This window comes from Streptomyces sp. SID10853 (genome assembly GCF_010548145.1).
GTDB lineage: Bacteria > Actinomycetota > Actinomycetes > Streptomycetales > Streptomycetaceae > Streptomyces.
This window is the reverse complement of record NZ_JAAGLN010000219.1, coordinates 1-11,816: the sequence shown is the minus strand read 5'-3', so window position 1 is coordinate 11,816 and position 11,816 is coordinate 1. Positions and strand designations below refer to the sequence as shown.

10 protein-coding genes and 1 pseudogene are annotated in these 11,816 nt (G+C 69.5%); 5 read left to right on the top strand and 6 right to left on the bottom strand.

The genetic code is table 11. The features are described 5' to 3' along the window. The first annotated feature begins 90 nt into the window (after positions 1-90). Both G3I19_RS29170 and G3I19_RS29165 read left to right on the top strand, forming a co-directional pair. Positions 91-660, top strand: coding sequence for a Uma2 family endonuclease (locus tag G3I19_RS29170; RefSeq protein WP_164266719.1), 570 nt, complete (start codon positions 91-93; stop codon positions 658-660). 112 nt (positions 661-772) lie between these two features. Then, entirely contained in the window at positions 773-1,354 is a 582-nt protein-coding gene (locus G3I19_RS29165) for a Uma2 family endonuclease (RefSeq protein WP_164266718.1), read from the top strand. A 160-nt stretch (positions 1,355-1,514) separates the two neighbouring features. Here G3I19_RS29165 and G3I19_RS29160 read toward each other — a convergent pair whose 3' ends face one another. Together G3I19_RS29160 and G3I19_RS29155 are read right to left on the bottom strand one after the other, a co-directional pair. After that, positions 1,515-2,843 (bottom strand): MFS transporter, encoded by a 1,329-nt coding sequence (locus G3I19_RS29160; RefSeq protein WP_164266717.1) that lies wholly within the window; start codon positions 2,841-2,843, stop codon positions 1,515-1,517. 54 nt (positions 2,844-2,897) lie between these two features. Next, the gene (locus G3I19_RS29155) at positions 2,898-3,335 is read right to left on the bottom strand and encodes a MarR family transcriptional regulator (RefSeq protein ID WP_164266716.1); all 438 of its coding nucleotides are present in this window, start codon (positions 3,333-3,335) and stop codon (positions 2,898-2,900) included. A 134-nt stretch (positions 3,336-3,469) separates the two neighbouring features. On the opposite strand from G3I19_RS29155, the gene G3I19_RS29150 reads away from it, so the two are divergent. Then, positions 3,470-3,652: a ribbon-helix-helix protein, CopG family gene (locus G3I19_RS29150; RefSeq protein ID WP_164266715.1), complete on the top strand. Its 183-nt coding sequence runs from the start codon at positions 3,470-3,472 to the stop codon at positions 3,650-3,652. A gap of 28 nt (positions 3,653-3,680) precedes the next feature. Here the strand turns inward: G3I19_RS29150 and G3I19_RS29145 are convergent, their stop codons facing one another. After that, positions 3,681-5,132 carry an NCS2 family permease gene (locus G3I19_RS29145; RefSeq protein WP_164266714.1) on the bottom strand — a complete coding sequence of 484 codons (1,452 nt, stop codon included), beginning with the start codon at positions 5,130-5,132 and terminating at the stop codon, positions 3,681-3,683. 184 nt (positions 5,133-5,316) lie between these two features. On the opposite strand from G3I19_RS29145, the gene G3I19_RS29140 reads away from it, so the two are divergent. Then, positions 5,317-5,652 carry a DUF2530 domain-containing protein gene (locus G3I19_RS29140; RefSeq protein ID WP_164266713.1) on the top strand — a complete coding sequence of 112 codons (336 nt, stop codon included), beginning with the start codon at positions 5,317-5,319 and terminating at the stop codon, positions 5,650-5,652. A gap of 134 nt (positions 5,653-5,786) precedes the next feature. After that, positions 5,787-8,297: an HAD-IC family P-type ATPase gene (locus tag G3I19_RS29135; protein WP_164266712.1), complete on the top strand. Its 2,511-nt coding sequence runs from the start codon at positions 5,787-5,789 to the stop codon at positions 8,295-8,297. Between the two features lie 59 nt (positions 8,298-8,356). Here G3I19_RS29135 and G3I19_RS29130 read toward each other — a convergent pair whose 3' ends face one another. From G3I19_RS29130 to G3I19_RS29120, 3 genes and pseudogenes are all read right to left on the bottom strand, one after another. Beyond that, positions 8,357-9,238 (bottom strand): DUF5707 domain-containing protein, encoded by an 882-nt coding sequence (locus tag G3I19_RS29130; RefSeq protein ID WP_164266711.1) that lies wholly within the window; start codon positions 9,236-9,238, stop codon positions 8,357-8,359. Between the two features lie 181 nt (positions 9,239-9,419). Further along, positions 9,420-10,016: a TIGR03086 family metal-binding protein gene (locus tag G3I19_RS29125; RefSeq protein WP_164266710.1), complete on the bottom strand. Its 597-nt coding sequence runs from the start codon at positions 10,014-10,016 to the stop codon at positions 9,420-9,422. 93 nt (positions 10,017-10,109) lie between these two features. Beyond that, positions 10,110-11,816 (bottom strand): annotated as a pseudogene (locus G3I19_RS29120) (molecular chaperone Hsp90); the annotation flags it as partial.

Sequence of the window (11,816 nt, the reverse complement as noted above, 5' to 3'; positions counted from 1 at the left end):
CTGGCCCGTTTCCGGCGCATCCCGGTCACCGTGCGTATCGTTGTACCGCGCGACTGCCCGCACCCTGCGGCAGTGGGGAGGAGCGCCACCATGACCGTCGTCGACGACAGGATCGAGATGGCCGACAGTCTGGACCTGCTCTTCGAGCAGGTGGAGTCCGTCCCCGAGGGCTACCACGTAGAGATTGTCGGGGGAACCATCCACATGTCGCCGCAACGGGACGCGCACTGGCAGATCATCCGCAGGATCGTGCGGGCGCTGGAGGACGCGTACGGGATGGACGTCAAGGTCACCTCCGACGTCCGGATCGACTTCCCCGGCCATCTGAACGGCTTCGCCCCCGACGTGGCGAAGTTGCGGGCCGACGCGACGAAGGACGCGCGGGGGCGCTGGCGCTACCAGGACGTCGAGCTGATCGCCGAAGTGATCTCGGAGGGCACGGCCGCCAACGACTACGGGCCGAAGAAGGCCGCGTACGCCGCCGCCGAGGTCCCCGTGTATCTGATCGCGGACCCGTACTCCGGGGTCTGCCATGTCTTCACGTACCCGAAGGACGACGAGTACCACGGCACGGTCACGCTCGACTTCGGCTACCCCGTCGACCTGACCGGAACAGCCGTCGGCCTCACCCTGGAGACCGCCGAATTCCCCCGCGACTGAGCGACTGGGAACGGCCGCACCCCTGGCCCGTTTCCGGCGCATCCCGGTCACCGTGCGTATCGTTGTACCGCGCGACTGCCCGCACCCTGCGGCAGTGGGGAGGAGCGCCACCATGACCGTCGTCGACGACAGGATCGAGATGGCCGACACCAGCGACGGGCGCACTCTGGACTCGATGTTCGAGTGGCTTGAGCCGACCCCCGAGGGATTCAAGGTCGAGATTGTCGGGGGGAACATTTTCATGTCACCGCAGCGCGACACGCACTGGGACATCATCGCGGATATCTACGATCAGCTGCGCACCGTCTACCCCCGTCAGCGGGTGAAGTCCGATGTGCGTATCGACTTTCCCGGGCTGCTGAACGGCTTCGCCTCGGACGTCGTGGCCCTCGTGGAGGGTGCCGTCAAGGACGAGAAGGGGCACTGGCGCTACCAGGACATCGAGTTCGTCGCCGAGGTGATCTCCAAGAACACCGCCGCCAACGACTACGGGCCCAAGAAGGCCGCCTACGCCACCGCCGGTGTTCCCGTGTACGTCATCGTCGACCCGTACACCGGCAGGTGGCAGCTGCACACCCTGCCGAAGGACGACGAGTACCACGGCACGGTCACGCTCGACTTCGGCTACACCGTCGACCTGACCGGAACAGCCGTCGGCCTCACCCTGGAGACCGCCGACTTCCCCCGCGACTGAGCGACTGAGCCTGAGCGGCCCGAGCGGCCGAGCGGCCGAGCCTGAGCGACTGAGCGGCTGGGACCGGCAGCACAACACCGGCGGGCCGGGGCTTTCTGCCCCGGCCCGCCGGTGAAACCGCCCGTGCCGCGCGGCCCGTACCCTGCCGCGCAGCCCGCGCTCACGCCGCCGTGGCGAGCTGTTCGCGCGGGACGAAGCCCACGTGTCTGCGGCCGCGCCTGAGGTCGACCTCCAGGCGGAGGTTGGCCGCGCGGGCCAGCATCAGGCCGACGCCCATCGCCGCCAGTGTGCAGATCAGGCCGCCCAGCGTGAAGCTCACGCGGACGCCGTACGAGTCGGTCAGCCAGCCGAAGAGCGGGCCGCCCAGCGGTGTACCGCCGGTGAAGACCATCATGAACAGGCTCATCACCCGGCCCCGCATCTCCGGTTCGGTGCCCATCTGCACCGAGGAGTTGGCGGTGACGTTGACCGTCAGGCCGAGGATGCCGATCACCGTGATCAGCGGGACGAACATCCAGATCGACGGGGACCAGGCGGTGATCACCTGGAGAGCACCGAAGGCGATCGCGGCTCCGACCAGGATGCGCAGCCGGGACGTGCCGCGCCGGGCCGCCAGCAGGGCTCCGACCAGCGAGCCGATGGCCATCAGGGTGTTGAAGAGCCCGTACATCCCGACGCCGCCGTGGAACGTGTCGTCGGCGAACGCGGAGAGCCAGATGGGGAAGTTGAAGCCGAAGGTGCCCACGAAGCCGACCAGGACGATCGGCCAGATCAGATCGGGGTGCTTGGAGACGTAGTCCAGGCCCTGGCGGAGCTGCCCCTTGCCGCGCGGGGTGCGCTGCGTGTGGTGCAGCTCGCTGCTGCGCATCAGCAGCAGTCCGGTGAGCGGGGCGAGGAAGGAGAGGCCGTTGGCGAGGAACGCCCAGCCGGGGCCGACGGCCGCGGTGAGTCCACTCGCGACGGCGGGGCCGATGAGCCGGGCGGACTGGAAGTTCGCCGAGTTGAGGCTGACGGCGTTGCGGACCTGGTCCGGGCCGACCATCTCGGAGACGAAGGACTGCCGGGTCGGGTTGTCGATGACGGTGACCAGGCCGGTGAAGAAGGCGGTCACATAGACGTGCCACACCTGGACGTTGCCCGTGAGGGTCATCGCGGCGAGGAAGAGGCCGCCGATGCTCATCGCGCCCTGGGTACAGAAGAGGAGCTTCCGCTTCGAGAAGCGGTCGGCGATGACTCCGCCGTACAGACCGAAGAGCAGCATCGGCAGGAACTGCATGGCCGTCGTGATACCGACGGCCGCGGACGATCCCGTGATGCTCAGGACCAGCCAGTCCTGGGTGATACGCGCCATCCAGGTGCCCGTATTGGATACGACGGCCCCGCTGGCGAACAGCCGGTAGTTACGGACCTTCAACGAGCTGAACATCGAGGTCCGGGTAGCAGTTTCTTGCGGTGCGGGGGCGGAGTCTGCTCCGGGTCCCGTACTCAACAGTGGTCGCCTCCTGGGCGTAGACAAGGTCACCGGGGCGACCGCGTACAGGGGTCAGAGCTGGGCGAGTTTCTCCAGGACGGGGGCAGCAGCGCGCAGCTTCTCCCAGTCGTCCTCGTTCAGCCCTTCCGCCAGCTCGGCCAGCCAGACATTGCGGCGGCGGCGGCTCTCCACGAGCATCGCCTGCGCCTCCTCCGTCTGCCTGACGACCTTCTGTCTGCGGTCGTCGGGGTGCGGTTCCAGCCTGACCAGGCCCTTCGCCTCCAGAAGCGCCACGATGCGGGTCATCGACGGCGGCTGCACATGCTCCTTGCGGGCCAGCTCACCCGGGGTGGCGGAGCCGCAGCGGTGCAGGGTGCCCAGGACCGACATCTCGGTCGGGCTCAGGGACTCGTCGACGCGCTGGTGCTTGAGCCGGCGGCTCAGGCGCATCACGGTGGAGCGCAGTGAGTCGACGGCGGCAGCCTTGTCGGCGGGTGAAAGGTCAGGCATGTTCGTTAGCGTAACTCATTACCTATGCTAAAGACCAACCGAGTATGCCGTCCGGTGAGCGACATCACCCGTACGAGTGAGATGGGGCGCGAAAGTGACGCGCGGCGGCCGTCGGGCAGCCGACCCTGGCGGGTATGGCATCGACTGTGCTCAGCCTGCGCATAGACGGGGAACTGCTCCACCGTCTCCGGAACCACGCCGCCAAACGCGGAATGAGCGTCCAGGACTATGTGGTCCGGACGCTCATTCGCGACGACTTCGACGAGCGGTTCAAGTCCGCCGTCGACGAGACGGAGAAGTTCTACGGGCGTACGTAGCCGCCCTGACGCGCGGCGGCCGCGGGCATCAGGTGAGGCCGAGCGCCGGCATCGCGTAGTAGAAGACGAAGACCGCCGACACGATGTACATCGCGGCCGGCACCTCGCGCCAGCGCCCGATGGCGATCCGCAGGACGGTGAAGGAGATGAAGCCGATCCCGATGCCGTTGGTGATCGAGTAGGTGAACGGCATCATCACCATCGCCAGGAACGCCGGGATCGCGATGGTGAAGTCGGACCAGTCGATGTCCTTGACCGAGCCGGCCAGGATCAGGAAGCCGACCGCGAGAAGGGCCGGGGTGGCCGCCTGCGAGGGCACCATGGTCGCCACCGGCGTGAGGAACAGCGCCACCGTGAAGAGCAGCCCCGTCACGATGCTCGCGAGCCCGGTACGTGCGCCCTCGCCGACCCCCGCGGTGGACTCCACGAAGCAGGTGTTGGCGGACGACGAGGTCGCACCGCCCGCCGCGACCGCGACGCCGTCCACGAACAGCACCCGGTTGATGCCGGGGAAGGTGCCGTCCGGCCGCGTCAGCTTCGCCTCGTCGCCGACACCGAGGATGGTGCCCATGGCGTCGAAGAACGACGAGAGCAGCACGGTGAAGACGAACAGGATGCCGGTCAGCACGCCGACCTTGTGGAAGCCGCCGAACAGGCTGACCTGACCGACCAGGCCGAAGTCCGGCGACGCCACCGGGTTACCGGGCCACTTCGGAGTGGTCAGACCCCAGTCGGGGACCGTGGCGACGGCGTCGACGATCACCGCGGCGATCGTCATCGCGACGATGGAGATCAGGATCGCGCCGGAGACCTTGCGGACGAGCAGCGCCAGCGTCAGCAGCACACCGACCACGAAGATCAGCACCGGCCAGCCGTGCAGATGACCGTCCGAGCCGAGCTGGAGCGGGACCGTGGTGTGCGCGGCGTCCGGGACACGGGAGACGAAGCCCGAGTCGACCAGGCCGATCAGCAGGATGAAGAAGCCGATTCCGATCGCGATGCCCTTGCGCAGGCTGAGCGGCACGGCGTTCATCACGCGTTCCCGCAGCCCCGTGGCGACGAGCAGCATCACGACGATGCCCGCCAGGACGACCATGCCCATCGCGTCCGGCCAGGTCATCCGGGGCGCGAGCTGGAGGGCGACGACGGTGTTCACACCGAGTCCGGCCGCCAGCGCGATCGGCACATTGCCGATGACGCCCATGAGCAGCGTGGAGAAGGCGGCGGTCAGCACGGTGGCGGTGACCAGCTGGCCGCCGTTGAGCTGGTGGCCGTTCATGTCGTGCGCGCTGCCGAGGATGATCGGGTTCAGCACGATGATGTAGGCCATCGCGAAGAAGGTCGCGAAGCCGCCGCGGATCTCCCGGGCGACGCTCGAACCGCGCTCGGTGATCTTGAAATAGCGGTCAAAGGCATTCTGCGGCCCGCCGGATGGCGATGGTGGAACAGCGTCGACCGGAGCGGTGGCCGAGGGTGACATGCGCGCGACCTCAAATGTCATGTGATGAGAAACGGCCATATTTGGACGTTTAAACGAAAGGAACGAGCCAATCGAAAGCCGTTTCAGTATGAATACATAAGTCGAAGATCGCTATCTCCGCGCGTAGAGCCTTGGGCCACCTGGCCCGGCACCCGCCACTGTTCCCCCGCATAGACTGTCGGCCATGGCGAAGTGGACACCCGTACATGAGGCACCCGAGCCCCTGGAGGGGCCCGTCGTCGCCACCATCACCGGCGGCACGATCATCTGGTTCGTCCTCTTCGTGGTGCAGCTGCCCTTCTACGGCTGGTTCGACGACCACGGACACCTGTGGTGGCTCTGGACCTGCGCGGCCGGCGGCGCACTCGGGCTCGTCGGCGTCTGGTACGTACGGGGACGCGACGCGGCACTCAAGCGCGCGGCGGCCCAGGCGGACACGGAGCAGACGGACGCGGAGCAAACGGACGCGGCCGGGGCGAACACGGAGCAGACGGACACGGGACCGGACAGCGGCACCTGAGGAGACCCCCAGGGTCCGGCCTCCGGGTCCCTACGGCCTCAGGACGAGCACCGTCCTGTCCCCTCTCCTCCCGAGGGCTGATCTTCCGGTATCTCACCGGGTAAACGTGCGGTTCTGGCCTTAACGTCGGATCCATGACGCAAGGGCCGTATATCGACGCGGGGGCCGAACTCGACCCCGTCCACCCCGTCGAGCTGCCGCGCCCCGCCCGGGCGACCGGGCTGACGACCGCCGAAGTAGCCGAACGAGTCGCCAACGGCGAGGTCAACGACGTCCCCGTACGGTCCAGCCGCTCCACCGCCGACATCGTCCGGGCCAACGTCTTCACCCGGTTCAACGCGATCATCGGTGTGCTCTGGCTGATCATGCTGTTCGTCGCGCCGGTCCAGGACAGCCTCTTCGGCTACGTGATCATCGCCAACACCGGCATCGGCATCATCCAGGAGCACCGCGCCAAGAAGACCCTCGACGGACTGGCCGTGATCGGCGAGGCCAAGCCGACCGTACGGCGCGACGGGACCGCGGACGAGGTCTCCACCTCCGATCTGGTCCTCGGCGACCTCATCGAACTGGGCCCGGGCGACAAGGTCGTCGTGGACGGCGAGACCGTCGAGGCCGAGGGCCTGGAGATCGACGAGTCGCTGCTCACCGGTGAGGCCGACCCGGTGCACAAGAAGCCGGGCGACCCGATGATGTCGGGCAGTTTCGTCGTCGCGGGCGGTGGGGCCTTCACCGCCACCCGGGTCGGCCGGGAGGCGTACGCGGCGCAGCTCGCCGACGAGGCGTCCCGCTTCACGCTCGTCCACTCCGAGCTGCGCAGCGGTATCTCCACCATCCTCAAGTACGTGACCTGGATGATGGTCCCGACCGCCGCCGGGCTCATCATCAGCCAGCTGGTGCACGAGCGGCACGACCTCAAGGACTCCATCGCCAGGACCGTCGGCGGGATCACGCCGATGATCCCCGAGGGGCTCGTCCTGCTCACCTCGATCGCCTTCGCCATCGGCGTCATCCGGCTCGGCCGCAAGCAGTGCCTGGTGCAGGAACTCCCCGCCATCGAGGGGCTCGCCCGGGTCGACGTGGTCTGCCTGGACAAGACAGGGACGCTGACCGAGGGCGGGATGAACGTCACCGGGCACCGGCTGCTGGGCGGGGCGGACGAGACGTACGTACGGCAGGTGCTCGGCGCGTTCGGCGCGTCCGACCCGCGGCCCAACGCCAGCCTCCAGGCGGTCGTCGACGCCTACCCGGACACCTCGGGCTGGCGCTGCACCCGCGCGCTGCCCTTCTCGTCGGCCCGCAAGTACAGCGGGGCCGCCTTCGGCGAGGCGGACGGCGAGACGTCGGCCTGGCTGCTCGGGGCACCCGATGTGCTGCTGCCGGAGGGGGACCCGGCGCTGCGGGAGGTCGGCCGGCTCAACGAGGAGGGGCTGCGGGTGCTGCTCCTGGCACGGGCGGCGGGCAGCATCGACGACGCGGATGGCGGCCCCGGGGACACCGACGAAGGTGACGGCGACGGCCCGGACAGGGGTGCGGGAACGGGCGAAGGTACGGGTGCGGGTACGGATCACGACCCCGTGACGGCCGGGGCGCACCCCACCGCACTGGTGGTGCTCGAACAGCGGTTGCGGCCCGAGGCGGCGGACACCCTGGCGTACTTCGCCGACCAGAACGTCGCCGCCAAAGTGATCTCCGGTGACAACGCGGTGTCGGTCGGAGCGGTGGCCGCGAAGCTGGGGCTGGACGGCGCCACCGACACCGTCGACGCCCGGCAGCTGCCCGCCGACCGGGAGGCAATGGCCGCATCCCTGGACTCCCACTCGGTCTTCGGCCGGGTCTCGCCGCAGCAGAAGCGCGACATGGTCGCGGCGCTCCAGTCGCGCGGTCACACCGTCGCGATGACCGGGGACGGCGTCAACGACGTACTGGCCCTCAAGGACGCCGACATCGGCGTGAGCATGGGATCGGGCTCGGAGGCGACCCGGGCCGTCGCCCAGATCGTGCTGCTCAACAACAGCTTCGCGACGCTGCCCTCGGTCGTCGCCGAGGGCCGCCGCGTCATCGGGAACGTCACCCGGGTCGCGACACTCTTCCTGGTCAAGACGGTCTACTCGGTGCTGCTCGCGATCCTGGTGTCCTGCTTCCAGATCGAGTACCCGTTCCTGCCGCGGCACTTGACCATGCTCTCCACGCTGACGATCGGCATCCCGGCGTTCTTCCTGGCCCTGGCCCCGAACAAGGAGCGCGCGAAACCGCACTTCGTACGGCGGGTGCTGCGGTACTCCATCCCGTGCGGCACCATCGCAGCGGTCGCCACCTTCGTGGCGTACATGATCGCCCGGCACTACTACGTGGGGGCCGGGTCCCTGGACGCCGAGACGAGCGTCGCGACCCTGACCCTGTTCCTGGTCTCGATGTGGGTCCTGGCGATCATCGCCCGCCCGTACACCTGGTGGCGGGTCTGCCTGGTGCTGGCGATGGCCGGGGCGTTCCTGCTGGTGATGGTGGTCCCCGCGCTCCAGCACTTCTTCGCGCTGAAGCTGGTGGGGGCGCCCATGCCGTGGCTGGGCGTGGCGATCGCGGCGGTCGCTTCGGGGGGCATCGAGCTGGTCTGGCGGTGGGTGGACCGCCGCTACCCGGGGTGAACCGGCGGGCACGCCCGCAGCGCTGGATGCTGCCGCTGCGGGCGGGCCGGCGGGCGGTGCTACTTCACGTCGACGAAGTCACCGGTGGCGATGGCCGCCGGAGTCGTGGTCGTCCCGGCGAAGTTGTAGCGCCAGTAGCCGTCCTCGACCGCCTTGACGGTCGTCTTCAGGTTTCCGGTGCTGTTCGTCTTCACCGTCTTGAGGGTGGTGTAGGTGTTGCTGTTCTTCTTGCGGAACTGCAGCCTGACCGGCTGGCCGACATAGCCCTGGTACTTGTACGTCTCCCAGTTGGCGCGGGCCAGCCTGCCGGTGACCGTGATGGTCTTGCCCTTCTTCACCGGCTCGGGGGCCGCGTTGACCGTCTGAGTCGAAGCGCGCTGCACGTGCTGGGACTTGAACGCCGCGCTGTCGACCGAGCCGCCGTCCTTGGCGAGAGCGGCGGCGTAGACCTTCCACGTGCCGGCGAGGCTGTTCTTGTACAGGTCGTTCTGCGAGCGCGGGTTCACCTTGAAGGAGACCTTGCAGGTGGACGTGGTGGCGTTCACCTTGGTGCACTTGGAGACCTGGGTGGTGTTCTCGTCCACCTGCGGGCCCAGGTAGCCGTCGACGTCGGTGTCGATGTTGCTGCCGTGCCAGAGGAAGACGACAGCGTCCTGGATACCGGAGCTGTCGGTGGCCGTGACGCTCGCCGTGATGGTCTTCGCGACCGTGGTGCCGAGGACGATGTCCTTGCCGCCGTTCACGGTCACGCTGGTCATACGGGTGTCAACTGCGGCCCGGGAGAGGGCCTTCGCACCGAAGGGCGCGGTCCTGAACACGGAGCGGGCAGCGCCCACGGCACCCGCACCATGAGCCCCGTCCGCCTGGGCGGCGGCCGGAACGACGAGAGCGGAGAGAGCCAGGGCGCCGGTGACGGCGGCCACGGTGGCACGTATACGCATGTTTTGTTCCCCATGTGGAGAAGGGGACCCGCGGAGGTTTCGTCCGTCCGCGTGGCCCATGTGGTCGGTGAAGCCTGGTGGCTTCACAGACGAGACGGGCGACGCGGGCGAAAGGTTGTGCACGATGTGAAGATTGAGAAACCTTTCGGTGACCGGATGCCCTGGGTGAGGGGTTCGGCCCCTAAACCGGTGGACTCCCCTCGGCCCCAAGGAAGGGAGTCTGTGGGCTGCGGCCGGTGATGGCGATGATCCGGTCGAGGAGCGGTGCGTCGTCGGGGATGTCGGCCGCGGGCCCCCACAGGGCCGGGACGGGTGCGCGGGGGACGAAGTCGGCCACATGGTCCAGGCACGCCTGGAGCGTCGCAGCGGGAAGACCGAAGGGCCGGCCGGTGGCGACGGCCAGGTCCCAGCCGTGCACGACCATCTCGGTCAGCGCGACCCTGCCCCACCGTTCGTTGGGCAGCTCCACGCCGGCCGCCTCGGTGCTGCCCTGCCAGGCCGCCGGGTCCGCCCAGGACGCGCCGAGTGCCAGCACGTGCGCGGTGACGGGCTCGCACCAGCCACGGCCGAGGGGCGCCGGCCCGGCATCGGCGCCGTTGTCAGCGTCTGCGTGCTCCTTGCGGGCGAGTGCGGCAAAGCCACATGCCACCTCGTCGATGTGGTTGATGAGGTCACCGACCGTGTAGTCGGCGCAGGGCGTGGCGTGAGTGAGCCGGTCGTCGGTGACTCCGGCCAGGACATCGGTCATCCGGCGGCAGGCCGGTTCCAGGTCGATCATCGCGCTCCCTCATGGCTCGGAACCGGGCCGGGCCGCGCAAGGCGGCGGCCCCGAGAGTGCAGACCGCCGGAAGGACCAGAACTCATCGGCCGCTCAGTCGAACCAGCGGTCCCGCTCCAGTTCCTCCGTGCGCGACGGGTCCTCGATCAGTGCCGCCACCTCGAAGCGGCGCGGCCACTGCCCCGCCGCCCAGGCGAGCCCCGCCGCCACCCCCTCCAGGGTGGCCGCGTGCAGCACCCCGTCACGGGTGCGGTGCCAGTCCAGTTCGACGCCGTTCGCGAGCAGCTCCTCATGCTCGATGTACGTACGCGGAGTGTCAGGCCCGAGCAGCGCGCGGACCGCGTCCGGGACCTGGTGCTCGTCCCCCGCCGTCGTCACCTCGGCCTCCACGCTCTCGCTCAGCCGCCCGACCTGGAGCAGTTCGGCCAGCTCGGCCGCCCGGTCGGGGGCCACCGGGAGCAGCGCGGCCCCGGATGTGAGCGGGAGCAGGTCCGGGGCGTCGGCGACCAGCGCGTCGGCCGCGTCCACCACCCGTACCTCGCCGTCCACCACGGCCCGCAACTCGTCGGGCAGCGTCACCTGTTCCGGGTCGAGCCTGGCCAACTCGCCGTACAGCGCGTGCAGTTGGCGCGCCGACACCGCGCGGTCCGGGTCGGCCAGCCGGGTCAGCAGCTCGGCGGCGCCGCCCGGCTCGTCCAGCAGGGCGGCCACGGAAGTCCGCACGCCCAGGGCACGCAGCACCTGCTCGTCTTCAAAGCCGGTGGCGTCCGCCTCGTCGTAGAGACCGGCCAGCAGCGGGTCACCGCCCGCGGCGCGCAGCCCGGCCGGGCGCCGGCCGCCGAGCACCGGGTGGCCGCGCAGCCACCAGGCGGTGTACGAGCGTACGGATTCGGTCGTACCGTCCGGCAGCAGCACCCGCACCGGCTGGGTCAGGGCGTCCCGCAGCGGCGGGCGCGAGAGCAGCGCGAGAGCCTGCGGCCACGCGTCGTCGTCGACCAGTTCCAGATCCCGTACGGCGACGATCTCCGTCGCGACCGGTGGCACCGGGCCCTGCTCCAGCTGGTCCAGCACGTCCTCGCACCAGACATCCACCGCGTCGAGCAGCCCGGCGTCGTCCGGCTCGGCGAAATCGCCTTCTCGCGGTTCGAGTTCATCGGGGTCGAGGACGACGTCCGTGGTGCGGACCAGGGCGAAGGTGGCGAGCACCCCGCAGGCGGTCAGCGGCTGCTCGCCCCAGCGTTCGGCCAGTCCGGCGTCGCAGAAGGCCAGTTCGCCTTCGTGCATGATCTCGGCGAACGGGCTGCCGGGCAGCACGAGTTCACCGGCCGGCACGGTCTCGCCGTCCTCGTCGGGGAGGGCCAGCGCCGCGAGCCACGGCTCGTCACCCGGCTCAAGCTCCGCCTCCCGTACGAGCGCCAGCACCACATCGGCGAGGTCGTCGGCGCCCAGTGCGCCCTGGTCCTCGTCGTCGTACCAGATCTCCCCGGCGTCCATCGAGGCGGCGACCGCAGCCCGCACCTGAGGGGTCGTCAGAACAGCTCGCGGGGTGGCGGGCAGGGCGCCCAGCTTCTCCAGGAGGGGATGCGCGGCGTCCGGGTGGGCGACCTTCAGGCCGAGGCGGGCCAGGTCGGCGGGGGTGTCGGCCAGCGGCAGCAGGACCTGCCGGGGGCCGACGGCGGTACGCCCCGACGCGAGCGGCACGGGCAGCCCCGAGAGCCGGTCCGGGTCGACCCCGGCCAGCGTCTCGTACAGCCGGCGCCACCAGGACGGCGCGCGTTCGGCGCCGCCGATACGGTCGAT

Excerpts from the sequence above, each read along its gene's own strand:
- G3I19_RS29170 (WP_164266719.1), top strand. The coding sequence starts at position 91 with ATGACCGTCGTCGACGACAGGATCGAGATGGCCGACAGTCTGGACCTG.
- G3I19_RS29165 (WP_164266718.1), top strand. The coding sequence starts at position 773 with ATGACCGTCGTCGACGACAGGATCGAGATGGCCGACACCAGCGACGGG.
- G3I19_RS29155 (WP_164266716.1), bottom strand. The coding sequence starts at position 3,335 with ATGCCTGACCTTTCACCCGCCGACAAGGCTGCCGCCGTCGACTCACTG.
- G3I19_RS29150 (WP_164266715.1), top strand. The coding sequence starts at position 3,470 with ATGGCATCGACTGTGCTCAGCCTGCGCATAGACGGGGAACTGCTCCAC.
- G3I19_RS29145 (WP_164266714.1), bottom strand. The coding sequence starts at position 5,132 with ATGTCACCCTCGGCCACCGCTCCGGTCGACGCTGTTCCACCATCGCCA.
- G3I19_RS29140 (WP_164266713.1), top strand. The coding sequence starts at position 5,317 with ATGGCGAAGTGGACACCCGTACATGAGGCACCCGAGCCCCTGGAGGGG.
- G3I19_RS29135 (WP_164266712.1), top strand. The coding sequence starts at position 5,787 with ATGACGCAAGGGCCGTATATCGACGCGGGGGCCGAACTCGACCCCGTC.
- G3I19_RS29130 (WP_164266711.1), bottom strand. The coding sequence starts at position 9,238 with ATGCGTATACGTGCCACCGTGGCCGCCGTCACCGGCGCCCTGGCTCTC.
- G3I19_RS29125 (WP_164266710.1), bottom strand. The coding sequence starts at position 10,016 with ATGATCGACCTGGAACCGGCCTGCCGCCGGATGACCGATGTCCTGGCC.